At 72.1% G+C, this 25,704-nt stretch carries 20 protein-coding genes; 12 read left to right on the top strand and 8 right to left on the bottom strand.

Going from position 1 to position 25,704, the window contains the following annotated elements:
• The first annotated feature begins 160 nt into the window (after positions 1-160).
• Complete coding sequence (locus ACZ6D7_RS01490) at positions 161-1,450, top strand: GNAT family N-acetyltransferase (protein WP_469482159.1); 1,290 nt, start codon at positions 161-163, stop codon at positions 1,448-1,450.
• A 99-nt stretch (positions 1,451-1,549) separates the two neighbouring features.
• Here ACZ6D7_RS01490 and ACZ6D7_RS01495 read toward each other — a convergent pair whose 3' ends face one another.
• Both ACZ6D7_RS01495 and ACZ6D7_RS01500 read right to left on the bottom strand, forming a co-directional pair.
• Entirely contained in the window at positions 1,550-2,359 is an 810-nt protein-coding gene (locus ACZ6D7_RS01495; protein WP_469482161.1) for an Fpg/Nei family DNA glycosylase, read from the bottom strand.
• A 71-nt stretch (positions 2,360-2,430) separates the two neighbouring features.
• The gene (locus tag ACZ6D7_RS01500; protein WP_469482163.1) at positions 2,431-2,919 is read right to left on the bottom strand and encodes a ribose-5-phosphate isomerase; all 489 of its coding nucleotides are present in this window, start codon (positions 2,917-2,919) and stop codon (positions 2,431-2,433) included.
• 183 nt (positions 2,920-3,102) lie between these two features.
• Between ACZ6D7_RS01500 and ACZ6D7_RS01505 the strand changes: the two genes are divergently transcribed.
• Positions 3,103-4,578, top strand: a complete 1,476-nt coding sequence (locus tag ACZ6D7_RS01505; RefSeq protein ID WP_469482165.1) for an amino acid permease — start codon at positions 3,103-3,105, stop codon at positions 4,576-4,578.
• A gap of 112 nt (positions 4,579-4,690) precedes the next feature.
• Here the strand turns inward: ACZ6D7_RS01505 and ACZ6D7_RS01510 are convergent, their stop codons facing one another.
• Positions 4,691-6,619, bottom strand: a complete 1,929-nt coding sequence (locus tag ACZ6D7_RS01510) for a protein kinase domain-containing protein (RefSeq protein WP_469482167.1) — start codon at positions 6,617-6,619, stop codon at positions 4,691-4,693.
• A gap of 162 nt (positions 6,620-6,781) precedes the next feature.
• Here ACZ6D7_RS01510 and ACZ6D7_RS01515 point away from each other — a divergent pair, with 162 nt between their 5' ends.
• On the top strand, positions 6,782-7,558 hold the full coding sequence (locus ACZ6D7_RS01515; protein WP_469482169.1) for a hypothetical protein: 777 nt from the start codon (positions 6,782-6,784) through the stop codon (positions 7,556-7,558).
• A gap of 265 nt (positions 7,559-7,823) precedes the next feature.
• Here ACZ6D7_RS01515 and ACZ6D7_RS01520 read toward each other — a convergent pair whose 3' ends face one another.
• The gene (locus tag ACZ6D7_RS01520; protein WP_469482171.1) at positions 7,824-8,405 is read right to left on the bottom strand and encodes a biotin transporter BioY; all 582 of its coding nucleotides are present in this window, start codon (positions 8,403-8,405) and stop codon (positions 7,824-7,826) included.
• A 422-nt stretch (positions 8,406-8,827) separates the two neighbouring features.
• Between ACZ6D7_RS01520 and ACZ6D7_RS01525 the strand changes: the two genes are divergently transcribed.
• The 7 genes from ACZ6D7_RS01525 to ACZ6D7_RS01555 all read left to right on the top strand — a co-directional run bounded on the left by ACZ6D7_RS01525 (position 8,828) and on the right by ACZ6D7_RS01555 (position 16,744).
• Entirely contained in the window at positions 8,828-10,033 is a 1,206-nt protein-coding gene (locus ACZ6D7_RS01525; protein ID WP_469482173.1) for an ROK family protein, read from the top strand.
• Between the two features lie 194 nt (positions 10,034-10,227).
• The gene (locus tag ACZ6D7_RS01530) at positions 10,228-11,283 is read left to right on the top strand and encodes an ABC transporter substrate-binding protein (protein ID WP_469482175.1); all 1,056 of its coding nucleotides are present in this window, start codon (positions 10,228-10,230) and stop codon (positions 11,281-11,283) included.
• Between the two features lie 45 nt (positions 11,284-11,328).
• Entirely contained in the window at positions 11,329-12,168 is an 840-nt protein-coding gene (locus ACZ6D7_RS01535; RefSeq protein WP_469482177.1) for an ABC transporter permease, read from the top strand.
• Complete coding sequence (locus ACZ6D7_RS01540) at positions 12,144-12,851, top strand: ABC transporter ATP-binding protein (RefSeq protein ID WP_469482179.1); 708 nt, start codon at positions 12,144-12,146, stop codon at positions 12,849-12,851. The genes ACZ6D7_RS01535 and ACZ6D7_RS01540 overlap by 25 nt, the downstream gene beginning before the upstream one ends.
• Positions 12,852-13,004: 153 nt before the next feature.
• Entirely contained in the window at positions 13,005-14,336 is a 1,332-nt protein-coding gene (locus tag ACZ6D7_RS01545) for an LLM class flavin-dependent oxidoreductase (RefSeq protein ID WP_469482181.1), read from the top strand.
• 12 nt (positions 14,337-14,348) lie between these two features.
• On the top strand, positions 14,349-15,257 hold the full coding sequence (locus ACZ6D7_RS01550) for a TauD/TfdA dioxygenase family protein (RefSeq protein WP_469482183.1): 909 nt from the start codon (positions 14,349-14,351) through the stop codon (positions 15,255-15,257).
• Between the two features lie 113 nt (positions 15,258-15,370).
• Positions 15,371-16,744, top strand: coding sequence for an amino acid permease (locus tag ACZ6D7_RS01555; protein ID WP_469482185.1), 1,374 nt, complete (start codon positions 15,371-15,373; stop codon positions 16,742-16,744).
• 232 nt (positions 16,745-16,976) lie between these two features.
• Here ACZ6D7_RS01555 and ACZ6D7_RS01560 read toward each other — a convergent pair whose 3' ends face one another.
• Both ACZ6D7_RS01560 and ACZ6D7_RS01565 read right to left on the bottom strand, forming a co-directional pair.
• Positions 16,977-17,753 carry an SAM-dependent methyltransferase gene (locus ACZ6D7_RS01560; RefSeq protein ID WP_469482187.1) on the bottom strand — a complete coding sequence of 259 codons (777 nt, stop codon included), beginning with the start codon at positions 17,751-17,753 and terminating at the stop codon, positions 16,977-16,979.
• Positions 17,754-17,810: 57 nt separating this feature from the next.
• Positions 17,811-18,455 carry a mycothiol-dependent nitroreductase Rv2466c family protein gene (locus tag ACZ6D7_RS01565; RefSeq protein WP_469482189.1) on the bottom strand — a complete coding sequence of 215 codons (645 nt, stop codon included), beginning with the start codon at positions 18,453-18,455 and terminating at the stop codon, positions 17,811-17,813.
• A 147-nt stretch (positions 18,456-18,602) separates the two neighbouring features.
• Between ACZ6D7_RS01565 and pepN the strand changes: the two genes are divergently transcribed.
• Both pepN and ACZ6D7_RS01575 read left to right on the top strand, forming a co-directional pair.
• The gene (gene pepN, locus ACZ6D7_RS01570) at positions 18,603-21,188 is read left to right on the top strand and encodes an aminopeptidase N (RefSeq protein WP_469482191.1); all 2,586 of its coding nucleotides are present in this window, start codon (positions 18,603-18,605) and stop codon (positions 21,186-21,188) included.
• A 187-nt stretch (positions 21,189-21,375) separates the two neighbouring features.
• Positions 21,376-22,470 carry a hypothetical protein gene (locus ACZ6D7_RS01575; RefSeq protein ID WP_469482193.1) on the top strand — a complete coding sequence of 365 codons (1,095 nt, stop codon included), beginning with the start codon at positions 21,376-21,378 and terminating at the stop codon, positions 22,468-22,470.
• Between the two features lie 94 nt (positions 22,471-22,564).
• Here ACZ6D7_RS01575 and ACZ6D7_RS01580 read toward each other — a convergent pair whose 3' ends face one another.
• Together ACZ6D7_RS01580 and ACZ6D7_RS01585 are read right to left on the bottom strand one after the other, a co-directional pair.
• Positions 22,565-23,755 carry a glycosyltransferase gene (locus ACZ6D7_RS01580; RefSeq protein ID WP_469482986.1) on the bottom strand — a complete coding sequence of 397 codons (1,191 nt, stop codon included), beginning with the start codon at positions 23,753-23,755 and terminating at the stop codon, positions 22,565-22,567.
• Between the two features lie 160 nt (positions 23,756-23,915).
• Positions 23,916-25,688 (bottom strand): TIGR03767 family metallophosphoesterase, encoded by a 1,773-nt coding sequence (locus ACZ6D7_RS01585; protein WP_469482195.1) that lies wholly within the window; start codon positions 25,686-25,688, stop codon positions 23,916-23,918.
• Positions 25,689-25,704 lie beyond the last annotated feature (16 nt).

Raw genomic sequence — 25,704 nt, forward strand, 5'->3', positions numbered from 1 at the left:
TTCGGGACCCTATCCATCCAACCCGCCGCTTGGCACGGGAGGTCCCACTTGTCCCCCGTCCGAGCTTCAACTTCACAGTGAACTTCACGGAAAGCGCTCGCGTCGCCGAGAGAGAGAAATTCCCTGGCTCGCCCCGCAATGTGCTGCTAGGCATGGATCCATGACGACTGGTGCGACGACGGCGGGGGCGACGGCAAGGCCGACGGGGCGGGCGACCTCTTCCGCGGCCGAGGTACGGATCCTGCGGCAGGACGAATGGGACGGCTGGTACGACACCCTGCTGCGGGCCTTCGGAGGGGTCGCGGAGTCGGCCGACGAACGGGAGCTGTGGCGGACGCTGACCCCCTGCGAGCGGTCGGTCGGCGCGTGGGACGGCGAGCGGGTCGTGGGCACCGCCGGGGCGTTCGACTTCCGGCTGACCGTGCCGGGCGGGGCGTCCGTACCGGCGGCCGGCGTGACGATGGTCGGGGTGAGCCAGACGCACCGGCGGCGCGGGCTGCTCACGGCGATGATGCGGCGGCAGCTGGACGACGTACGCGCGTGGGGCGAGCCGCTGGCCGTCCTCACCGCCTCCGAGCCCATGATCTACGGGCGGTTCGGGTACGGCGCGGCGACGTTCGGGCTGCACGCCGAGATCGACACGAGCCGGGTCCGGCTGTCCGTGCCGGACGGCGTGGACGACGTAGGACTGCGGTACGCCGATCCCGTCGCGGAGCTGGACGCGTGCGAGGCCGTGTACGCGCGGACGGTGGCCGGGCGGGCCGGGATGCTGGCGCGGCGGCCCGGGTGGGAGCGGCTCGGGGTGCTGGAGGCGGAGACCGAGCGGGACGGCGCGTCGGCCCTCCAGTGCGTGGTCGCCGAGCGGGACGGGGAGGTCACCGGGTACGCCCGTTTCCGGGTCCGTCCGGAGTGGACGGACGCCGGGCACAACGGTCAGGTGCTGCTCCAGGATCTGGCGGGAGCCGACCCGGTGACGGAGGCGGCGCTGTGGCGGTTCCTGTTCGGGATCGATCTGACGACCTCGCTGAAGGTGCGGGGGCGGCCGCTGGACGAGGCGTGGCAGTACCTCGTGTCGGACATCCGGCGCTGTCAGCTGCGGGTGCGGGACTCCCTGCACGTGCGGCTGGTGGAGGTGGGCGCGGCGCTGGAGGCGCGCACCTACCAGGCGCCGGTGGATGTGGTGCTGGAGGTCGAGGACGCCTTCTGCCCCTGGAACGAGGGCCGTTGGCGGCTGACCGGCGACACCAAGGGGGCGGCCTGCGGGCGTACGGCGGACGCGGCCGATCTCGCCCTGTCGGTACGGGAGTTGGGCTCGGCGTACCTGGGCGGCGTGAGCCTCGCCGCGCTGGCCGCGGCGGGTCGGGTGCGGGAGTTGCGGCCGGGGGCGCTGGCGGAGGCGGCCGTGGGGTTCGGGGCACCGACGGCACCCTGGCTGCCGCACGGCTTCTAGGGCGCCGCCGGTCAGGGCGCGCCGTCGGTCAGGGCGCCGTCAATGGGGGCGGCGCCGGTTGGGGTGCCGTCAATGGGGGCGGCGCCGGTTGGGGTGCCGTCAGTTCCGCTGGCAGGTCGGGCACCAGAAGAGGTTGCGGGCGGCGAGGTCGGCGGTGCGGATCTCGGTGCCGCAGAGGTGGCAGGGCTGGTGCGTGCGGCGGTAGACGTACACCTCGCCGCCGTGGTCGTCGACCCGGGGCGGGCGGCCCATGGCCTCCGGGGTGTGCTCCGGGCGGACCGTGTCGATGCGGTTGTTGCGGACGCCCTCGCGCATGAGGGCGACGAGGTCGTGCCAGATCGCGTCCCACTCGGCGGGGGTGACGTCCCTGCCGGGGCGGTAGGGGTCGATGCCGTGCCGGAAGAGGACCTCGGCGCGGTAGACGTTGCCGACGCCGGCGATGATCTTCTGGTCCATGAGGAGGGCGGCGATCGTCGCCCGGCTGCGGGAGACACGGACGTAGGCCTGGGCGGGGTCGGCGTCGGCGCGCAGCGGGTCGGGGCCGAGGCGGGCGTGCACGGCCCGCTTCTCGGCGTCCGTGATCAGGGCGCAGGTGGTGGGGCCGCGGAGGTCGACGTACCCGGTGTCGCCCGCGAGGCGCAGCCGGACGGTGTCCGTGGGCGGGGGCGCCGGCGCGTCGCCGAAGGCGACCTTGCCGAAGAGGCCGAGGTGGATGTGGACCCACTCGCCGTCCCGGAAGCCCAGGAAGAGGTGCTTGCCGTGGGCCTCGGTACGGGTGAGTCCGACGCCGTCCAGGAGCGCGGCGGCGTCGGAGAACTTGCCCTGGGGGCTGGTCACGCGTGGTGCGATACCGGCGAAGCGGTCGGCGTAGTCCGATGCCAGCCGGTGGATCGTGTGCCCCTCTGGCACGATGCGTGTTCCTTTCCGGGCCCCGCCGGGGGGCCGGCCCCCACCGGGAGTCCAGCCCCCGCCGGGAGCGGTCAGTCCTGCTGCGGGTGGTGGGCCGGGATCGCCGGGAGGTCGCCGGTCGTCTCGTAGTCGGCCAGCATGTCGATCCGGCGGATGTGCCGCTCGTCACCCGAGAACGGGGTGCCCAGGAAGGTCTCGACGAACTTCGTCGCCTCCTCGGTGGTGTGCATCCGGGCGCCGACGGCGACGACGTTGGCGTTGTTGTGCTGGCGGCCGAGGGACGCGGTCTCCTCGCTCCAGGCCAGGGCCGCACGGACGCCCTTCACCTTGTTCGCCGCGATCTGCTCGCCGTTGCCGGAGCCGCCGATCACGATGCCGAGGGAGTCGGGGTCCGCGGCCGTCTTCTCCGCCGCGCGGAGGCAGAAGGGCGGGTAGTCGTCCTGGGCGTCGTAGATGTGGGGGCCGCAGTCGACCGGGTCGTGGCCCGCCGCCTTGAGCCATTCGACGAGGTGGTTCTTGAGTTCGAAGCCGGCATGGTCCGAGCCGAGATACACGCGCATGGGATGAGTGTGACATGGGTGTTGCGGGGCAGCAGCGCGGGGTGGACGGCTCGAAAAACCCGGGCAACACCATGGAACCTCAGGGAAACCTCAAGTAACGATCCGGATTCAGAGGTTCACGAATCCCTTCGCCTCCGTTTCACTGGACCGACTTGTTACACGGCGCAAAGGAAATCCATCCCCATGACTTCGCAGCCGACCCTCACCAAGGCCGACCGCGGCCCTGAAGAACCCGGAGAACCCCGCTCCGGCCTCCAGGCAGGTCTCAAGAACCGCCATCTGTCGATGATCGCCATCGGCGGTGTCATCGGTGCCGGACTCTTCGTCGGGTCCAGCTCCGGTATCGCCACCGCCGGACCCGGCATCCTGCTCTCCTACGCCCTCGTCGGCACGCTCGTGGTGCTGGTGATGCGGATGCTGGGCGAGATGTCCGCGGCCAACCCCACCTCGGGCTCCTTCTCCGCGCACGCCGACCGGGCGCTCGGCCCGTGGGCCGGCTTCTCCATCGGCTGGCTCTACTGGTTCTTCTGGGTGGTCGTGCTGGCCGTCGAGGCCACCGCCGGTGCCGCGATCCTCGAAGGGTGGATCCCCTCCGTACCGCAGTGGGCGTGGGCGCTCATCGTGATGGTGGTGCTGACCGCCACCAACCTGGTCTCCGTCGGCTCCTACGGCGAGTTCGAGTTCTGGTTCGCCGGGATCAAGGTCGTGGCGATCGGCGCGTTCATCGTCATCGGCGGACTGGCCGTGTTCGGCGTGCTGCCGGGTGTCGACAGCGAGAAGGCGGGCCTGGCCAACCTCACCGGCGAGGGCGGATTCCTGCCCCACGGGCCGGGCGCCATCCTCACCGGCGTCCTGCTCGTCGTCTTCTCCTTCATGGGCAGCGAGATCGCGACCCTGGCGGCCGGCGAGTCCGAGGACCCGCAGCGGGCCGTCACCAAGTCCACCAACAGCATCATCTGGCGGATCGGCGTCTTCTACCTCGGCTCGATCTTCGTCGTCGTGACGCTGCTGCCGTGGAACGACCCCGCCATCAAGGAGCAGGGCTCCTACGTCGCCGCCCTCGACTCCCTCGGCATCGCGCACGCCGGTCAGATCATGAACTTCATCGTGCTGACCTCGGTGCTGTCCTGCCTGAACTCCGGCCTCTACACCGCCTCCCGCATGGCCTTCTCGCTCGGCGAGCGGGGCGACGCGCCCAAGGCGTTCGCCCGCACCACCTCCCGCGGTGTGCCGATGACGGCGATCGTCGCGTCGGTGGTGTTCGGATTCGTCGCCGTGTTCTTCAACTACAAGTTCCCGGACTCGGTCTTCCTCTTCCTGGTCAACTCCAGCGGCGCGGTCGCCCTGTTCGTCTGGCTGGTCATCTGCTTCTCGCAGCTGCGCATGCGGAAGATCATCCAGCGTGAGGCGCCGGAGAAGCTGGTCGTGCGGATGTGGCTGTACCCGTACCTGACCTGGGCGACGGCCGCGCTGATCGTGTTCGTCCTCGGCTACATGCTGACCGACACCAAGGGCGAGAGCAGCGGACGCACGACCGTGCTGCTGTCGCTGCTCGTCGCGGCGCTCGTCATCGCCGTCGCCGTCGTGAAGCAGCGGCTGGCGCCCCGTGAGCGGGCGGCCGCGCCGGAGGCCGTGACCGCGGACGCCGCCGCCGAGTAACACCCGGTCACCTGTGCGAGGGGCCCGCCGTATCCCTGACATCGGCGGGCCCCTTCTTCATGTGCTCTCAAGGGGTTCACAGGGTTCATAGGGTTCACAGGGTTCACAGGGTTCACAGCACGGTGAAGCTGTCCTTGACCGTCTCGTAGATCTTCAGCGCCTCGGCCTCGATCCGCGGCTGGTACCAGGTGTTGATCTGGTACGACTTCCCGCGCTCGTCGAAGCCGAGGAGCCGGGCGTGCCAGCGGGTGCCCCGGAGGGTGAAGGTGTACTCCCAGAGGACCGCCGGGCGGCCGTGGAACGTCGTCTCCTCCAGCCGGATCTTCTCGTAGTCCTCGCCCTGGCGGGCGTTGTGCTCGGAGGTCTCCCAGGTGTCCATCAGGTCGCCGCGGGCCAGCGAGGACTTGGCGACCAGCTCCTGGGTGCCGTCGGGGGAGGTGTAGTGCACCTCCGCGCCCGTCTTCACGTCCCGCTGCCATCCCCGGGGCGTCGCCCACGCGAACCCGCCCGCCTCGGGGTGTGTGCCCGGCGGCAGGCTCCGGGGCCGGGAGGTGCCCTCGACGGTGGACGACGGGGTGACCGTGCCGGGCGTCGACACCGTCGTGGACGGCTGGGGCGTGCCCCCGGCCGTGTCCTCGTCGCCCCCTCCTCCGGGGGCGAGGGCCAGCACGACCGCGACGACCGTGCCCACGGCGACGACGACGGCCGCGGCCGCGACGGCTCCCCTGCGACGACCGGTGCGGGTCGGGGCGGTGGCGGGGAACGCGGGGAGCGGGGGGCCCGGCGGCTCGCCCGGCGCGGGCCGGCGTTCGGTCTCCGCCCCGGCCCGGGTGAAGGAGACACCGGAGCGGCGCGGCCCGGTGCCGCCGCCCGCCGGGCTGGGGGACGGCGGCTCGGCACCGGCCTCCGAACGCATCTCCGAGACGGCCTCCGCCGGGGCCCCGGATGCGGCCGGCAGCCGGGGATCGTAGGGTCCGGCCGCCCGGGTGGGGGTGCGCAGGACCCGCGTCGGAGACTCCCGCGGACCGGGTTCCTCCGGTGCGGCGCCCGACTCGCCGTCGCCGTTTCTAGCGGTCGGCGCGGGCGGCGGCGCCGGGAAGGCCACCGGCCGCAGGGCCGCCTCGACGTCGGCCAGGGACGCCCGGACCGTCGGTTCCTTCTCCAGCAGCCGCGCCAGGATCTCCCGCAACGGACCCGCGCCGGGCGGGAGTACGGGTTCCTCGTAGAGGACGGCGTGCAGGGTGGCCAGGGTGGTGTCGCGGGAGAAGGGGGAGTGGCCGGCCAGGGCGGCGCAGAGGGTCGCGCCGAGGGACCAGACGTCGGACGGCGGACCCTGGGGGCGGCCGGAGACCCGCTCGGGGGCCATGTAGTCGGGGGAGCCGACCAGCATGCCGACCATGGTCAGCGCCTTGGCGTCCTGGATCGCGGCGATGCCGAAGTCGGTGAGGACGACCCGCCCGACACCGGCCGCTCCGACACCGGCTCCTCCGACACCGGCCTCTCCGACACCGGCCTCTCCGGGGCCGGACGCCCCGGCACGGGACCCCCCGAAGCCGGACCTCCCGCCGCCGGACCCCCCACCACCAGCCCCCTCACCGCCGGACTCCCCGCCGCCCGTTTCCTCCACCAGGACGTTGCCCGGCTTGATGTCCCGGTGCAGGACGCCCCGCGCGTGCACCTGGCGCAGCGCCGCGACCAGACCGAGGCCGATGCGGGCCGTCTCCCCCGGCGCCAGCGGGCCGTCCTCCGCCATGACCCGTTCCAGCGAGCGGCCGGCCACCAACTCCATGACGATCCACAGGCGTTCGCCCTCGTCGACGACGTCGTAGACGCGGACGACGTTCGGGTGGTCGATGCGGGCCGTGGCCCTGGCCTCGCGCAGGGTGCGTTCGCGGCGGGTGCGGGTGTCCTCCGGGTCGAGGCCGTCGATGCGCATCTCCTTCACGGCGACCGGCCGGTCGAGCATCTCGTCGGTCGCCCGCCACACCCGCCCCATTCCCCCCTGGCCGATGCTTTCGACCAGCCGGTAGCGCCCCGTCACCAGAAGACCTGGAACACCGCCGCTCTCCGAATTCCCCGGCAATTCGCTACACCCCCTCCATTGCCCGGCCCTACCAATTCATGCCGCACCAGCATAGTGCGGAGAAATCTTGTGGTACCTCTTCAAGTACTGCGAATTCAGGCGCAGCCAAGGGGGACGAACATGAGTTCTCGTCGTACGACGACCATCACCGGATCACTCGTCGCGGCATCTTTCTCGGCCGTGATGATCCTCTCCGCCCCGGCCGGGGCGGACGACGAGGGGCCCGGCAGCGGCAAGGGGGGAAAGGCCGTCGACGAGGCACCGGCCGGCGTGAGGCTGACCACGCTGCTGCCCGAGCGGATCTCGGTCGACAACGGCTCACAGGAAACGGCGATCACCGCCACGGTGAAGAATGAGGGAACCAAGGAAAGCGGAGACATCAGGATGCTCGTCGTCGGTTTCGACGGGCTGACCGTAAAAAGCGTCCAGGGGTGTGCCGCGATCGCAAAAGCGGATCTCCCGGAGGGTTCGAACAGCGGTTTCTCCTGCCCCGTCGGAAATCTCGCGGCAGGCGCCTCGAAATCGTACGACGTCGACGCGGCCTTCGATCTGAGCAAGACCGGAAAGATCTGTCTGCCCGTCCAGACCACGGACGGGAAGAAGACGTTCTGGCAGCAGGGCCCGGTGCCCTTCGGTACGACGAACCCGTCGCCGAACGCGCCGGCCACCCCGCTGCTCCTCGGCACCGACAACACCCCCGTGGCGCCGGGCGAACTGCCCAGGACCGGCGTCGAACGCGACCTGCTGCCGCTGGGCGCGGCCGGTGTCTCGCTGCTCGCGGCGGGCGCGGCCGGGCTGTGGCGGGCCGGGCGCCGGCGTCCGGAAGGGGAGGCGGGCCAGGGCCTGTCCGGCGGATCAAGTCGGAGGAAACCTGCGGCGCCTGATCAGCGCACGTGAGCGGGGCATGGTGCGTCCAACCGCAAGGCGGAGGAGGGCGTCGACGCGATGGGGGTCCCCCCCGCGCGAGCGCAGCCGAGCGTGGGGGAGTCGGCGACCGACGACAACGCCGCTGGGGGTACCCCCTCTGGGGGAGGGCGTGCCAGGCCCCGCGCCTCCGGCATGATCCGCCGGACAGGCCCTGAGCGCCGTACGACCTCGAAAACGCGCGGGAGGCCCGCCGGGATCATCCCGGCGGGCCTCCCGCACGGCGGCTGAGCGTGTGTCAGCGCTTGGCGAACTTCCAGGCGCTGGGCAGCAGACCCATCGCGAGGGCGGCCTTGAGGGCGTCGCCGATCAGGAACGGGGTGAGGCCGGCCTCGATCGCGGTGAAGGCGGAGAGGTCGGCGGCGTAGGCCAGGTAGGGGACGCCGACGGCGTAGATGATCGCCTCGCCGAGCAGCATCGCGCCCGCCATCCGCCACATGGTGCGGTCGGCGCCGCGGCGGGCCAGGGCGCCCACGACCGTGGAGGCGAGGATCATGCCGAGGATGTAGCCGAAGGAGACGGCGCCGGCGCCCGAGGTGCCGCTCGCGAACCACGGCACACCGACGACGCCGGCCAGCGCGTACAGGGCGAGGGAGAGGAAGCCGCGGCCGGCGCCGAGCGTGGTGCCGACGAGGAGGGCGGCGAAGGTCTGGCCGGTCACCGGCACCGGGGAGCCGGGGATCGGGACCGCGATCTGGGCCGCGAGGCCGGTGAGCGCGGCGCCACCGAGCACGAGCGCGATGTCCCGGACTCGGGAGGCGGGGATCAGGTCGGCGAGGACCTGTCCGGTGCGAGCGGGGGTGGCGACGGCGGTGCTCATGGGGACTCCGCGGGAGGGGGACGGTTCGGAACACCGCGACGCTATCCCAGCGTCGGCGGGCCGCTCACCGTCAGCGATCGACAAAGGCGGGAACGTGACCTTGGTCGGCTCCGGACAAAGGATGCCGGTTACACCCGGTACGGCGTGACACCGATCACTGAGGTGGGGATGTTTCGCTCACCTTTCCGCGGGACGACGGCATTGTGTGTTCTCACCAAAGGAATCCTAGTGCTCTGGTCGGATTCACCTTTCCTGCCCTACCCTTCCAGCCATGACCGCCCAGGCCCGGAACTTCACGTCGCGTCGCTATGTCGACCTGCGACGCCAGGGCACGGCCACCTGTCGCCGCCCGGCCTGAGGCGCGGACCCGGCGCGCCTCGGCTCCCGAGACGTGTCGGCCCCGTTCTGGAGGACGGTCAACCATGCCCCGCACCGCGGCACTTCCTGTCCGTACGACGTCCCCGGTCCCCCGTGTCGCCGACAGCGACCGGCGGCGCACCAGCGCCAGTGTGGTCCTGCGATCCGTGCTGGAGCACGGACCGGTGGCCCGCTCCACCATCGCCCGGCTCACCGGGCTGTCCCCGGCCGCCGTCACCGACCACTGCGCCCGGCTCAGCGGCCTCGGGCTGATCCGGGAGTCGGCCGCCCCGCGCCGGTCCAACGGGGTCGGCCGGCCGCATGTGCCGGTCGACCTGGACGACTCGCGGTTCGTGGTCGGCGGGGTACACGTGGCGGTCCCGTACACCACGGTCGCGCTGCTCGATCTGCGCGGCCGGGTGCTGGCCCGGCGGGAGTTGAAGCACCGCGGCACCGAGCCGTACGAGGTGCTGGCGCGGGCCGCCGACGGGCTGGCGGAGCTGCTCGCCCGCTCCGGGCGCGGCCGTCCGCTCGGCGTCGGTCTGGCCGCCGGCGGCTGGGTGGACCGGGACTCCGGGACCGTGGTCGAGCATCCGCTGCTCGGCTGGCGGGACGTGCCGGCGGGGGACCTCGTCGCGGCGGGCACCGGGCTGCCGGTCCGGGTGGACGGGCACGCGCGGGCGCTGGTGAACGCGGAGCGGCTGTTCGGGCGGGCGCGCGGCAGCCGCAGTGTGCTGCATCTGTTCGTCGGGAACGTGGTCGACGCGGCGTTCGCCACCCATGACGAGGTGCACCACGGCCCCCGCTCCCAGTCGGGGGCCGTCGCGCATCTGCCGCTGGCCGGCGGGACGGAGCCGTGCGACTGCGGGCGGGTGGGCTGCCTCCAGGTGGAACTGAGCGAGCGGACGTTGTGCCGGCGGGCCCGGGAGGCGGGGATCGTCGACGGGGTGAACCCGATGCACGTCCTCGCCGCGGCGGACGCCGGGGACCCGGTGGCCGCGCGGCTGCTGCGGGAGCGGGCGCGGATGACGGGGCGGGCGGCGGGGCTGCTGCTGGACGTCCTCAATCCGGAGCGGGTCGTCGTCACCGAGGTCGGTGTCCTCCACCGGGAGGACTGCCTCGCCGCGCTGCGGGAGGAGGTCGGGGCCGAGCGGGCACGGTCCGTGGTGCCGACGAGTTTCGGGGACTCCGTGCTGGCCGTGGCGGGCGGTGCGGTGGCCCTGGACGTCCTCTACCGCGATCCGCTCACCGTGTCCCCCGACCCGAATTAATTCAGAAACTCCGAATGTTGACAGGCCCCGCACGAGAACAGGACCATCGTTCCATGAGCTGTCGCACTCTCTGTTGCTGACGCCCCGGTGCGCCGGGAGCGCACCCTTCTGCCTGTCTTCTCACGCGTGAATTCCCTTGGCGCTGCCCGGAATTACGCCTGCCTTTTTTCACCGCTTCCCCCTAGGGGTTCTCCATGCCTTCGACCTATGACCGTCGGCTTTTCCTCACCTCTGTGCTCGGTGCCGCGGCGGGCGTCGCCGGTCTCAGCGGCTGCGCCGAGAGCAGCGCCGCCACGAGCGCCAAGGGCGCTTCCTCCGCCCCGCTCGCCGGCAAGGTGCCGGCCGGCACCAGCCTGAAGATCGCCTCCTTCCAGAACGTCCAGCAACTCCAGTTCAAGCTGGCGAAACTGCCCGAACTGCCTTTCACGGTGTCGAGCTGGCTGAACATCGGCGCCGGACCGGACGTCATCAACGCCTTCCGCGCGAAATCCCTGGACCTGGCCAACAACGCCGGCATTCCGCCGATCCAGGCGCATTACCAGGGTTTCGACGCGAAAATCGTCGCGATCAACGTCACCCGTAAGCCGAACTATCTCTTCGCCACCAAGCCCGGCAGCGACATCCGTTCGGTCGCGGACTTCGAGGGAAAGCGGCTCGCGTTCTCCCAGGGACAGGCGCAGGGTGTCGTCCTGCTGCGGGCGCTGAAGCAGGCGGGCCTGGCGTACGACGACGTGAAGCTCGTCCCGCTGACCAGCAACCAGTTCCTCACCGCGCTCCAGTCCGGGCAGGTCGACATCGCCCCGCTCGGCAACAGCCAGGCGCCCGCCTACCTCCAGCAGTACGCGTCGAAGGGCGCCCGCACCATCACCACCGACGTCGTCGACCTGCTCAACCTGCTGTGGGCGCCGGTGTCCGTGCTGAACGACCGGGCGAAGGCCGCCGCCGTCGCCGCGTACATCCCGCAGTGGGCGCGGGGCCAGGTCTGGCAGTACGAGAACCCCGACATCTGGAACAAGGAGTTCTACGTCGGGACGCAGAACCTGACCCTCGCCCAGGCCGAGGCGATCACCGCGCTCGCCAACAAGCCGCTGTTCCCGCCGAGCTGGGACGAGGCCATCGCCTGGGAGCAGGAGACCGCGGATCTGCTCGCGGAGGGCGGCTTCGTGAAGAAGTTCGACGTGTCCTCCCTCTTCGACCACCGCTTCGAGGCCCTCGCCGCCGAGGCCGTGCCGGCCGAGTACCGGAAGTGACGCCATGACAACGACCGTGACCGCCGAGTACCGGAAGTGACCGCCATGACAACGACCGTGACCGCGGCCGCCCCGGTCGCCGCCCCTCCCGAACCCTCCCGGAAACGCCGGCGCGGACTGGCCCCCGGCAAACGCCTTCCCGCCGCCCGGCTCGTCGGCCCGCTCGTGGTGCTCGTCCTGTGGGCCGGCGCCTCCGCCGCCGGCCGGCTGGACCCCGGCGCGATCCCCTCGCCCTGGACCGTGCTGGACACCGGGGTCCGCCTGTGGACCGACGGGACCCTGCCCACCGACATCGTCACCTCGCTGGAACGCGCGGGATACGGTTTCGCGATCGGCCTCACCGCCGGTGTGGCGCTCGCCCTCGCGTCCGGGCTCAGCCGGACCGGGGAGGCGCTGATCGACGGGACGGTACAGCTCAACCGGGCGATCCCGACCCTGGGTCTGATCCCGCTGTTCATCCTCTGGCTGGGCATCGGCGAGACCTTCAAGATCGCGATCATCGCGATCGTCGTCTACATCCCGATCTATCTGAACACGCATGCAGCGCTGTCCGGCATCGACCACCGGTTCGTCGAACTCGCCGAGGTGCAGGGCCTGTCGAGGGTCCGGTTCATCCGGGAGATCGTGATCCCCGGCGCGCTGCCCGGATTCTTCGTGGGACTCCGGCTCGGTGTCACCGGATCCTGGCTCGGCCTGGTCGTCCTGGAGCAGATCAACGCCACCAGCGGCCTCGGCTACATGATGTTCCAGGCCCAGAACTACGGCCAGTCGGACGTCATCCTGGTCGGCCTCCTCATCTACGGCGTCTTCGGCCTGATCTCCGACAGCGCGGTCCGTCTCGTCGAACGGAGGGTGCTGTCGTGGCGCCGCACACTGAGCAGCTGACCCGTCCGGCCGTCCAACTGCGCGGCCTCACCCGGTCGTTCGGGGGACGCACGGTCCTCGACGGTATCGACCTCGACATCCCCGCCGGACAGTTCGTCGCCCTCCTCGGACACAGCGGCTCCGGCAAGTCCACCCTGCTGCGGGCGGTCGCGGGCCTCGACCACGAGGTCGCGGGCCACGGGAAGCTCACGGCTCCGGAGCGGGTGTCCGTCGTCTTCCAGGACTCCCGGCTGCTGCCCTGGCGCCGGGTGCTGGACAACGTACTGCTGGGGACGGGCGGGGAGGAGAAGGGGCGGGCGGCCCTCGCCGAGGTGGGGCTCGCCGGCCGTGAGCGGGCCTGGCCCAACGAGCTGTCCGGCGGTGAGGCGCAGCGCGCCGCGCTGGCCCGCTCGCTCGTCCGGGAGCCCGAACTCCTGCTGGCCGACGAGCCGTTCGGGGCACTGGACGCGCTCACCCGGATCAAGATGCACGCCCTGCTGCGGGAGCTGTGGCAGCGCCACCGGCCCTCCGTGCTGCTCGTCACCCACGACGTGGACGAGGCGATCGCGCTCGCCGACCGGATCCTCGTCCTCGACCACGGCCGGATCGGTCTCGACCTGACCGTCGACCGCGACGCGCATGCGCGCGGCGAGTACCGGTCGCGGCTGCTGGCGGCGCTCGGGGTGACCGAGGACATCCGGTGACCGTCGGCCGCCGCCGTCCCCCGGGGGCCGCCGCCCCCGAACCCCCGCTTCGGCCCTGAACGGGCCTCGTCCTCAACCTCCCCCAGAGGGGGCACCCCCAGACGGGCTGAGTGATACCGGCCGGCGCCCCTCGTCACCCTCCAAGGACACCGCATGCCCCGCACGCTCCACCTCAACGCCTTCCTGATGAACACCGGTCACCACGAGGCCTCCTGGCGGCTCCCCGAGAGCGACCCGTACGCCCATGTGGAGCTGGACCACTACGTCCGGCTGGCCCGGGCCGCCGAACGCGGCACCTTCGACTCGCTCTTCCTCGCCGACGGCCCGCACCTGTGGGGCAGCGTCGCGCAGCGCCCGGCCGGCGCGCTGGAGCCGCTCACGCTGCTCACCGCACTCGCGACGGCGACCGAGCACATCGGTCTGATCGCCACCGCGTCCACCTCCTACAACTCCCCCTACAACCTGGCCCGCCGGTTCGCCTCGCTGGACATCGTCAGCGGCGGCCGGGCGGGCTGGAACATCGTCACCACGGCCGGCGCGGAGGCCGCCCGCAACTTCGGTCTCGACGCGGAACCGGCGCACGCCGAGCGGTACGCCCGCGCCGCCGAGTTCCTCGACGTGGCCCTGAAGCTCTGGGACAGCTGGGAGGACGACGCGATCCTCGCCGACAAGGCCTCCGGCGTCTGGGGCGACGACTCCAAGATCCACCCGCCCCGGCACAAGGGCACGTACTTCAGTGTCGAGGGCGCCCTCAACGTGCCCCGTTCGCCGCAGGGTTACCCGCTGCTGGTGCAGGCGGGCTCCTCGGCGGACGGCAAGGCGTTCGCGGCCCGGTACGCGGAGGCGGTGTTCACCGCGCAGCAGACCCTCGGCGACGCACAGGCCTTCTACGCCGACCTCAAGGCGCTCACGGCGGCGGCCGGCCGTGACCCCGAGCACCTCAAGGTGCTGCCCGGCATCGTGCCGGTGATCGGTTCGACCGAGGCCGAGGCGCGGGCGGAGGAGCAGGTGCTGGAGGACCACATCGTGCACACCCACGGCGTGGCCAACCTGGAGCGGCTGCTGCAACTGCCCGCCGGAACACTGGAGCTGGACGGCCCGCTCCCGGCCGATCTGCCGCCCGAGGACGCCGTCGAGGGAGCCAAGAGCCGCTACACCCTGGTGGTGGAGCTGGCCCGGCGCGAGCGGCTCACCGTACGGCAGCTGATCGGCAGACTCGGCGGCGGGCGCGGTCACCTCACCTTCGCGGGCACGCCCGAGCAGGTCGCCGACGCCATCGAGACCTGGTTCACACAGGGCGCCGCCGACGGCTTCAACATCATGCCCGCCGTCCTGCCCTCCGGCCTCGACGCCTTCGTCGACCACGTCGTCCCGATCCTGCGCGCCCGCGGCCTGCTGCGTACCGAGTACGGCCCGCGCCGCACCCTGCGGGAGCGCTACGGCCTCCCCCGCCCCGTCAACCAGCACACCGCTGCCCTCGTCTGAAAGGTCCAGGTCATGACACTCGACATCCGCAAGGTCACCGCCCACATCGGCGCCCAGGTCCTCGGCGTCGACCTCTCCGAGCCGCTGGACGCGGACACGGTCGCCGCGCTGCGCGAGGCACTGAACGTCCACAAGGCCCTGGTCTTCGACGACGTGCGCCTCGACGACGCGGGCCAGCAGGCCTTCGCCCGGCACTTCGGGGACCTCACCACCGCCCACCCGACCGTCGCCGCGGTCGACGGCGCCCCGAACGTGCTGCCCGTCGACAGCGAGCAGGGCAGCGCCAACCACTGGCACACCGACGTCACGTTCGTCCTCAACCCGCCGCAGGCCAGCACCCTGCGCAGCATCACGCTCCCGCCGTACGGCGGCGAGACGCTGATCGCCAGCTCGGCCGCCGCGTACCGGCAGCTCCCGGAGCCGCTGCGCCGGCTGGCGGACACGCTGTGGGCCGAGCACAGCAACGACTACGACTACGCGGTGCCGACCGAGGAGATCGACGAGGAGCGGGCCGCCCAGCGCGCCCGGTTCACGTCCATCACGTACCGCACCGCGCACCCGGTCGTGCGGGTCCACCCGCTGACCGGTGAGCGTGGGCTGTTCATCGGCGGGTTCGCGCAGCGGATCGTGGGCCTGTCGGTCGGCGAGTCCCGCAAGCTGCTCGATCTGCTCCAGTCGTACGTCGTCCGGCCGGAGAACGTCCTGCGCCACCGCTGGTCGGAGAGCCAGCTGGTCCTCTTCGACAACCGGATCACCCAGCACTACGCCGTCGACAACTACGACCGCCGGCCGCGCCGCCTGCACCGGGTGACGGTCGCCGGTGACGTGCCGGTCGGTGTCGAGGGCAGGGAGAGCTACTCGATCGAGGGGGACGCGGCGCACTACACGCCGGTGGCGGCGGCCTCGCCCGTAGCGGCGTAGGCACGGACCGTACCGGGCGATTCCGGATCGTGGGCGGCCCCTCCGTGGAAGCGGCGGGGCCGCCCAGACTGTGGGCGTTTTTGCCCGTCTCACGCATTGGACGAACCGCGCCCATGCCCAGCACCACCGTCAAGGCTCCACAAGAGCCGGACGCCTCTCTGTCCCATGGCCTCAAGCAGCGCCATCTGTCGATGATCGCCCTCGGCGGTGTCATCGGCGCGGGTCTCTTCGTCGGTTCGGGCGCGGGCATCGCCGCCGCCGGACCGTCGATCGTCCTCGCCTACACCCTCTCCGGCCTCCTCGTGATGCTGGTGATGCGGATGCTGGGCGAGATGTCCGCCGCGTACCCCTCCTCCGGCTCCTTCTCGGCGCACGCCGAGCGCGCCTTCGGCCCCTGGGCGGGCTTCACCGTCGGCTGGGCCTTCTGGATCCTGCTGTGCACGGCCGTCGGCCTGGAGGGCATCGGCGCCGCGAAGATCGTCACCGGCTGGCTGCCGGGCACGCCCGAGTGGCTCTGGGTCGCCCTGTTCATGCTGGTGTTCTGCGGGACGAACCTGGCCGCCGTGAAGAACTTCGGCGAGTTCGAGTTCTGGTTCGCGGCGCTGAAGGTCGCCGCGATCACCCTCTTCCTGGTCCTCGGCGTCCTGGCGATCGCCGGCGTCCTGCCGGGCACGGACTCCCCGGGCACCGACAACCTCGGCGACCTCCTGCCGAACGGCACCGAAGGCCTGGTCGTCGGCCTGCTCGCCTCCGTCTTCGCGTACGGCGGCCTGGAGACCGTCACCATCGCCGCCGCCGAGTCCGAGGACCCGGTGCGGGGCGTGGCGAGCGCGGTCCGGACGGCGATGTGGCGCATCGCGCTGTTCTACATCGGCTCGATGGCGGTCATCGTCACCCTGGTCCCCTGGGACTCCGCGGCGGTCGTCGAGAAGGGCCCGTACGTCGCCGCCCTCGACCACCTCGGCATCCCGGGCGCCGGCCAGGTGATGAACGTGGTCGTGCTCGCCGCGCTGCTCAGCGCGATGAACGCCAATGTCTACGGTGCCTCGCGCATCGCGTACTCGCTGGTGGAGCGGGGGCACGGCCCGAAGGCGCTGGGCCGGGCGCCGGGCGGGGTCCCGCGCCCCGCCGTCCTCGCCTCCTGTGTCTTCGGCTTCGGCTGCGTGGTCCTCAGCTACTGGCGGCCGGACGACGTCTTCCCCTGGCTGCTGAACATGATCGGCGCGGTGATCCTGGTCGTCTGGATCTTCATCGCGGTCTCCCAGCTGCGGCTGCGCGGCCGGCTGGAGCGCGAGACCCCCGAGAAGCTCACGGTCCGGATGTGGGCGTTCCCGTTCCTGACCTGGGTCGCCCTGGCGGGCATGGCCGCCGTCTTCGTGCTGATGCTGCGGGAGCCGGGGACGCGGGTGCAGGTGTACTCGACGGGCGCGATGACGGTGGCGCTGGGGGTCGTGGGGTACGGGTGGCAGCGGAGGCGCTCCGCCTGACCGCTCGTCCGTCGCCCCGGAGAGGCCCTCGTGCGCGAGACGCGCGGGGGCCTTCTTCATGCCATCCTGCAATTGCGAGCAATGTGCAATAAGGTGGTGGGCAGGCGCCCCGCCTCGTGATCGTCTTCTCACCCTTCACGGCGGCGGGCGGAAGGAAGGAAGCCCCCGCGAGGACATGACTCGCGGGGGCTTTCCCGTCGCCGGGTTTCCTGGGGGCGGCCAGGGGTGCGGGTCAGGGCTTGCGGCCCAGGCCGCCGTGCTGGCCGATCGGCTGGGGGTGCGTGCCCGGCTCGGGGCGCCACAGCGGGACGGAGACCACACCCGGCTCGACGAGCTCCAGGCCCTCGAAGTAGCCCTCGATCTGCTCGATGGGGCGCAGGAAGTAGGGGACCGCGCCGGTCTCGTTGTAGGCGTCCTGGGCCGCCTCGTAGGCGGGGTCGGTGCCGCGGGAGCCGTCGTTGACGCAGAGGTAGCTGCCGGCGGGCAGGCCCGACAGCAGGGCGCGGACCAGGTCGCGGGCCCGGTCGTAGCCGTCCACGTGGCCGAGGATGCCGCTGAGGATCAGGGCCGTGGGCCGGGAGAGGTCGAGGGTGCGGCCCGCGGCCTCCAGGATGCGGTCGGGCTCGTAGAGGCTGAGGTCCTCGTACGCGGTGACGCCCTCGGTGCTGGAGGTGAGCAGCGCGCGGGCGTGGGCGAGGACCAGGGGGTCGTTGTCGACGTAGACGATCCGTGCCTCGGGGGCGAGGCGCTGGGCGACCTCGTGGGTGTTGTCGACCGTGGGCAGCCCGGTGCCCACGTCGAGGAACTGGCGGACGCCCGCCTCCTGGACCAGGTGGCCGATGCTGCGGCCCAGGAAGGCGCGGCTGCTGCGGGCGATGGTGACGATGCCGGGGAAGACGGCGGTGTAGGCGTCACCGGCCGCCTCGTCCACCGGGTAGTTGTCCTTGCCGCCCAGCCAGTAGTTCCAGATGCGGGCCGAGTGCGGCACCGAGGTGTCGATCTTCGTCATGCCGTCCATGGTGCCCCCGCGAACGGGGTTCGCGGGGGCCTTCCCGTGCAGGACGTGTCACAGATTGCTGAAGTCCGGGCCCTTGGTCCGGGTGCGCTTGATCTCGTAGAAGCCCGGGACCGAGGCGACCGCGAGGGTGCCGTCCCACAGACGGGCGGCCTCCTCGCCCTTGGGCGCGGGCGTGACGACCGGGCCGAAGAAGGCGATCTGCTCGCCGTCGGGGCCGGGAACGGCGATGACCGGGGTGCCGACGTCCTGGCCGACCTTCTCGATGCCCTCCTTGTGGGAGGCGCGCAGCTGGGCGTCGAACTCGAAGTCCGTCTGCTCGGCGTAGTCGATCAGGGAGGCCGGCAGGCCGACGTCCTCGAGCGCGCCCGCTATGGCCTCCAGGGTCGGGCCCTCGCCGTTGTTGTGGAAGCGGGTGCCGAGCGCGGTGTAGAGCGGGCCGAGGACGTCCTCCCCGTGCAGCTGCCAGGCGGCGGTGACCACGCGCACCGGCTGCCAGGCCTTGACCGCGAGCATCTCGCGGTACTCCTCGGGCAGTTCGTCGAGCTTGTTCTCGTTGAGGACGGCGAGGCTCATGATGTGCCAGCGGACCTCGATGTCACGGACCTTCTCCACTTCCAGGACCCACCGGGAGGTCATCCAGGCCCAGGGGCACAGCGGGTCGAACCAGAAGTCGACAGGGGTCTTCTCGGACATGTGTCTCCTCAAGAGATCCTCAGCGATAAGGCTTTCCCAGGTGAACACCACCGTCGGCGCAGCTCATTCCCTGCTGCCCGGGGTCAGGGGCGCGTGGCAGGATCGGTCCTGTCCACGACCATGCGCACCGCCCAGAGGGAGACCCGCGTGCCCGGTGAGAATCTTTCCCGCGACGAGGCCCGGGAGCGGGCCGCCCTGCTGTCCGTCGACGGGTACGACGTGTCCCTCGACCTGCGCTCGGCGGTGGGCGACCGGGCCGACGAGGACGAGGACGAGGCCGGCCCGCGCACCTTCCGCTCGGTGACCACCGTCCGCTTCCGCTGCAACGAGCCCGGCGCGTCCAGCTTCGCGGACCTGATCGCCCCGAGCGTGACGGCCGTCTCCCTCAACGGCCGCGATCTGGACCCCGGCGAGGTCTTCGACGGCTCCCGGGTCCTGCTGGAGGACCTGGCCGCCGAGAACGAGCTGGTGGTGGACGCGCGGTGCGCCTACTCCCGCACCGGTGAGGGCCTGCACCGCTTCGTCGACCCGGAGGACGGCGAGGTCTACCTCTACACGCAGTACGAGCCCGCCGACGCCCGCCGGGTCTTCGCGGGCTTCGAGCAGCCCGACCTCAAGGCCCCGTTCCGCTTCGAGGTGCGGGCGCCGGAGGGCTGGACGGTGTGGAGCAACGGGGCCGGCACGGAGGCGGACGGCGTCTGGCGGTTCGCGGAGACGAAGCCGATCTCGACGTACATCACCTGTGTGGTCGCGGGCCCGTACCACCATGTGACGGACTCCTACACCCGGGACCTCGGTGACGGTACGACGCTGGAGATCCCGCTCGGTGCCATGTGCCGCAAGGGCCTCGCGCCGTACTTCGAGGCCGACGACGTCTTCCTGATCACCAAGCAGGGCCTGGACTTCTTCCACGACCACTTCGACTACCCGTACCCCTTCGGGAAGTACGACCAGGCGTTCGTGCCCGAGTACAACCTGGGCGCGATGGAGAACCCGGGTCTGGTGACCTTCCGGGAGGAGTACGTCTTCCGGGGCAAGGTGACCCAGGCGTCCTACGAGGCGCGGGCGAACGTCATCCTGCACGAGATGGCGCACATGTGGTTCGGCGACCTGGTCACCATGCGGTGGTGGGACGACCTGTGGCTGAAGGAGTCCTTCGCGGACTTCATGGGCGCCTTCGCGCTGGTCGGCGCGACCCGCTTCACCGACGGCTGGATCACCTTCGCCAACCGCCGCAAGGCGTGGGCGTACCGCGCCGACCAGCTGCCCTCCACCCACCCGGTCACCGCCGACATCCGCGACCTCCAGGACGCCAAGCTCAACTTCGACGGCATCACCTACGCCAAGGGCGCCAGCGTGCTGAAGCAGCTGGTGGCGTACGTCGGCCAGGACGCGTTCCTGGAGGGCGCCCGGCGCTACTTCAAGCGGCACGCGTACGGCAACACCCGGCTCGGCGACCTGCTGTCGGTGCTCGCCGAGACCAGCGGCCGGGACATGGGCGCGTGGGCGCGGTCCTGGCTCCAGACGGCGGGCGTCAACGCGCTGACCCCGCAGGTGCTGCTGGACGCGTCGGGCCGGGTCGGGGAACTGGCGGTGCTCCAGGAGGCCGCCGAGTCGCACCCGGAGCTGCGCCCGCACCGGGTGGCGATCGGCCTGTACCGGCTGGAGGAGGGGCGGCTCGTGCGGTACGCGCGCGCCGAGACGGACGTGGACGGCCCGCGTACGGTCGTGACTGAGCTGGTCGGCCAGGACGCCCCGGAGCTGGTGCTGGTCAACGACGACGACCTGACGTACTGCAAGATCCGGTTCGACGCGACCTCGCTGGCCACGCTGTTGGAGCACCTGGGCTCGATGACCGACCCGCTGGCCCGTGCCCTGTGCTGGTCGGCGCTGTGGAACCTGACCCGGGACGCGCTGCTGCCCGCGTCCGACTTCGTGGACCTGGTGGTGCGGTTCGCGCGCGGCGAGTCCGACATCGGCGTCCTGCAGATGCTGCACGCGCAGGCGGGCTCGGCGCTGGTCCACTACGTGCCGCGGGACCGGCGGCCCGCGGGCGAGTTGTTGCTGGCCGGGACCGCCCTGCGGGATCTGCGGGCGGCCGAGCCGGGCAGCGAGCACCAGCTGGCCTGGGCCCGGTTCTTCGCCTCGATGGCGTCGGCGCCGGACGATCTGGCGCTGCTGCGCGGCCTGCTGGACGGCACGGAGAAGATCGAGGGTCTGGTGGTCGACCAGGAGCTGCGCTGGGCGTTCCTGGAGCCGCTCGCGGCGCACGGCGCGGCGGACGAGGGGGTGCTCGCGGCGGAACTGGCCCGTGACGACACCGCGTCCGGCAAGCGCCACCAGGTCCGCTGTCTGGCCGCCCGTCCCTCGGCGGCGGTGAAGGCGCAGGCGTGGGCCCAGCTGGTGGAGTCGGACGCGCTGTCCAACGCCCTGGTGGAGGCCACGATCGCGGGCTTCGGGCAGTCCTCGCAGCGGGAGCTGCTGGCGCCGTACGCGCAGAAGTACTTCGCGGTGATCGGCCGCGTCTGGTCCGAGCGTTCCATCCAGATCGCGATGAACGTGGTCAGGGGGCTGTTCCCGGATCTCCAGGACTCCCCGGAGACGCTCGCGGCGGCGGACGCCTGGCTGGCCGCGCACGCGTCGGCGCCGCCGGCGCTGCGCCGACTCGTGCTGGAGGGGCGGGACGATCTGGCGCGGGCGCTGCGGGCCCAGGAAGCTCTGCCCATGGATTGAGCCGCCGGTCACCGTTACGCAATTCGTTCAGTCATACCCGTAACCCCTGGACCGCCCCCGGCGGACCAGGGGTTTTCCGCGCGCTATCGGCACCCGAACACCCGTCCTTTAGTGCGGTCTTGTCCGCATTTGTCGACGAGCGCGTAACAGTGGTTACAGGGCGGATCGGATGCGGAATCCCCGAGTCATGAACCACAACACCCCGCTCCCCCCGGTCCCCCCGCTCCCCCCGGTCCCCTCCGCCTCACCCTCCCCCTGCCCCCGCCCGCTGCGCCACCTGGCGCGCGACGGCGGGCGCCGCGTCCTGACGACCGCCCAGCTCCGCTCGCACGGCGTCGCGCCGGCCGAGACCGCCGAGCAGTGCCGTCCCGGCGGCCCCTGGCAGCAGCTCCTGCCGGGCGTGTACGCGCTCCACCCGGGACCGCCGACCAGCGAGGAGCGGCTGCACGCGGTGCTGCTGTACGCGGCCCGCGAGGTGCCGCCGGCCGCCGGGGTGCCGGCCCAGCCGGACGCCGAGGGCCCGCACCGCCCGGTGTACACGGAGGCCATGATCACCGGCCTGGCGGCGCTCACCCTGTACGGCTTCACCTCCGCTCCCCCGCTGCCCTCCCTGGAGCGCATCGACGTCCTGGTCCCGCGGCTGCGCAGGCTGCGCTCGACGGGCTTCGCGCACGTCGTCCGCACGACCGGCCTGCCCCACCCCGAGCAGGCGACGGGCCTCCCGGTCGCCCCCGTGCCGCGCGCCCTGGCCGACGCGGTCGCCGGACTGACGGACGCGGGCGTGGTACGGCGGCTGCTGTCGGAGGCCGTGCGCGGGGGCCACTGCGAACCGGCCGCGGTGGTACGGGAGTTGAACAACGCGAAGCTGCTGAGCCGGCCGCACGTGGTGGACGCGGTGGACTCACTGCTGGCCGAGGGCCGGGCGATCGCGGAGGACCGCCTCTACCGGATGGTCGCCGAGTACGGACTGCCCGACCCGGTGTGGAACGTCGACCTCCGGCTGCCGGGCGGGCCCCACCTGGGCGGTCTGGACGCGTACTGGCCGGAGCAGGCGGTGGCGGTGGAGCTGGACACGCGGGCGCCTCGCCAGGAAGACGACGCGCTGTGGTCGGAGTACGCCCGCAAGCGGGAGCACCTGGAGCGGCTGGGCATCACGGTCGTCCACATCACGCCCAGGAAGCTGCGGGACGCGAGGGAGCAGCAGGCGGCGGTGATCCGCACGGCCCTGATGGCGGCCGGGGACCGCGACCCGGCCGCGTATGTCGTGGTGCTGCCCCGGTAGTGACGGACCGGGGCGGAACCAGGAGGGGAGAGGAGGGGTCGCCAGGGCCCGGTGCCGGCGGCCCCTCCTCGTGTGCTCGGGCGGCCGCGGGGGCTCAGCCGTCCTCGGGCAGGGGGACCCGGTCTGCGGTGCCCGCGTAGACCTGGTCGATCAGGGCCGCGTACGAGGCGATCATGCGGGTGCGGCTGAACCGTTCCCGGTCGGCGGCCAGGGCGGGGGCCCAGGTGTCGCGGTGGGTCACCGCCTCCGTCCAGGCCGCCGCGATCGCCGTCGGGTCCTGCGGGGTGAGCAGACCGTGGCCCGCGACGATCGCCGCGGTGTCACCGACGTCCGTGGCCACCGGGACCGCGCCGCACATCATGCCCTCGATCAGGCACAGCGGGGCCGCCTCGCCCCAGGAGGAGGTCAGCGACACCACGTCGGCGGCCGCGTAGACGGCCTCCATGTCGTGGCGTACGCCCAGGCGGTGCAGACGGTCCGGGGAGCCGGCCGCCGCGTCGCCGAACGCGGTCGCGAGGTCCGCCGTCAGGCCCGGGTTGGCCGCCGTCATGCCCGCCCCGCACATCAGGACATGGCCGCCGGGGACCGCGGACAGCCACCGCGCCGCCGCCCGCAGGAACAGCGGAACGTTCTTCATCGCGTCGTAGCGGGCCGCGAAGACGATCACGGGGGCGTCGGCCGGGACCGCCAGGGAGGTGCGGACCGCGAGGCGGCGGGCCGGGTCCGGGCGGAAACGGATCAGGTCGACGCCGTTCGGGATGACGTGCAGCAGGCCCGCGGGGACGCCCGCCGCCTCGTACGCCGCCCGGGTCGACTCCGCGCAGCACACGCACGCCGCGACCGTGCCGTCGGCGATCGCGGCCTTGAGGTCGTCGAGGGCGCGGCCCTGGTTCCCGGGGTCGGAGCGGTGCAGACAGACCACCACCGGGCGGCGGGGCAGACCGGCCTGGCCGAGCAGGGCCAGGGGCTGTTCCTTGAGGGAGAGGATCACGTCCGCGTCGGCCGTGGCCCTGGCGGTATCGGCCAGTTCCGGGCCGGTGAAGACGGCCGGATCCGTACCCCCGGGACCGAACGTACGGCCGAGGGAGGTGACGCCCACCCCGGCCGCCGTCAGATTCCGGTAGCAGGCGTCGTCCTCCATCCGCTGCCGGGTGGCCTCGCGGTGGACCTCGCCGTGGACACTGAGCACACGGTGGTGCTGGCCGCCCTCGCGGAGCCCCAGCACCACATCGCTGTGCACGATCCGGGCGCCTCCGGAAAAGAAACCGTCGTACACCGACAGCACACGCAGTCCGTTGCCTCTGCGCACACGATCACCCGCCTTGGACCGATATCAAGCCATCCCCGTGAAGTGCGGGTTAGCCGATATGAGGCGGTACGGACGTTTCCCTTGCATGAACGTGACGTCACAGGTCCTCGTACGGTCGGCGACACCCCCGGACGGACTACCTCCTCTTCAGCAGCAGCTCCGTGTTGCGGTCCTTGCCCTCGCCGCTCAGGCGGGCTCCGTCGAAGCGGGCGTTCGCCGACAGCTCCCGGTAGAGGGAGGCCAGACCGGTCTGGGAGAGGTCGCCGAAGTCCGTGCGGTGGGGGGCGGCCGACTCGATCAGGGTGGTGTGGAGCGAGAGGGTGCCGTCCTTGTTGTCGACCAGCTCGACCACCCGCGCCAGCTGCGGGAACTCCACATGGGAGGCGGTGGAGATCTCCCAGAAGGAACCCGCGGAACCCTGGTGCGGGGTGATGTCGTTGCGGTGGATGTGGCCGTTCACCCACGCCACCACGTTGCGGTGCCGGCCGAGCAGGGCCACCAGCTCGGCGCCCTCGTGGCGGCGGTCGCCCGGGTGCGCCGGGTCCGGGCGCGTGTTGGACATGCTCTCGCTGGTGTGGTGGCTGAAGACGACGGCGTACTGATCCCGGTGCGCCCGCAGGGTCGCGTCCAGCCACTTCAGCTGCGCGGTGCCGATCGAGCCGTTGTAGTGGCCGCCGGGGTCGGTGGTGTCGAGGCTGATGCCGAGCACGTTCTCGGCGATCGGGAAGGTGTAGTACTGCGTGCCCGCCTCCAGGTTGGCCCGCGTGTAGCCGTGGCCGACCGGACCCGCGCCCCGGTACGCCGGGTCCAGGTGGGCGCCGACGTGCTCGGCGGGCGTGTAGGGCGCCCGGCGCTCGTCCGGCGTGACCGCGCGCATCGCGCGGGTCTTGGACTTCAGCAGGTCGCGCAGGACCGTGCCGCGGGGGTCGCGGTCCTTGCTGATGCTCTGCTGGAGCCGCACCGCCTCGGCGGGGGTCAGTTCCATCAGCTTGCGGCCGCCCACCGCGTACTCGGCGAGCCAGCTGTCGCCGTGCGCGTAGCAGCCCAGCGGCATGGCGTCGTGGTTGCCGACGGTGGAGTACCAGGGCAGGGTCAGTCCGGGGCTGCGCACCTCACGGATCGCGGCGGCCAGGAAGCCGTCCAGGTGGGGGAAGCCGCGCTGCTTGTAGACGTCGCGGGAGGCCGAGTCGGGCTGCCAGTACAGGGGGACGCCGCTGTTCTGGACGCCCTCGTAGTGGCGCGGGTCCCCGGAGTTGGGGGTGACGCGCCCGCCGCTCATCACCGTCAGGTACCAGTCCAGCTCGGTGTGCGCGTTGTTGTCGGTGTTGTCGCCGGTGGTGACGACGAAGTCCAGCGGCGCCCCGGTCACCGGAGCGGCCCGCAGCGCGTTGACCCGTTCCACGAGCGAGATCGCGCCCTGCACGGTCAGCGCCTCGTGCGGACGCCAGGAGATGTCGCTCGCCGCCCGCAGATACTCCAGGCGCAGCGGATGCTGACTGTCGATCAGATGCAGGTCGGTGAGCTGCACGAAGGCCGCGAGGGTCGTACGGCGGCCCGCGCGGCCGGACTTGGGCGCGGCCAGCTCGCCGCGCACCACGCGCCCCCAGCCGGGCGCGCTGCCCATGCGGCGGTAGCCGGAGCCGGCGCGCGGGGCGGCGACGGCGGCGAGCGTGGTGCCCTTGGTGAAGGGGGCGAGCGGTGCGGCGGCGGGTGCCGCAGAGGCCCGCGGACCGGCGGGCTGGGGCTCCTGACGGGCCGCGGGCACCTGCGCGGCGGGCGCCGCCTCGCTGTCGGTGGGCCGCAGGGCGTAACCGACGCCCACGGAGACGGAGACGGCCGCGGTGGCGGCGAGGACGGTACGACGGTCGACCCCCAGCACGGAGGACGTGACAGAGCGTGTGCGCGACATGGCGCCATCTCCCCGA

Source organism: Streptomyces sp. NPDC041784 (genome assembly GCF_055591025.1).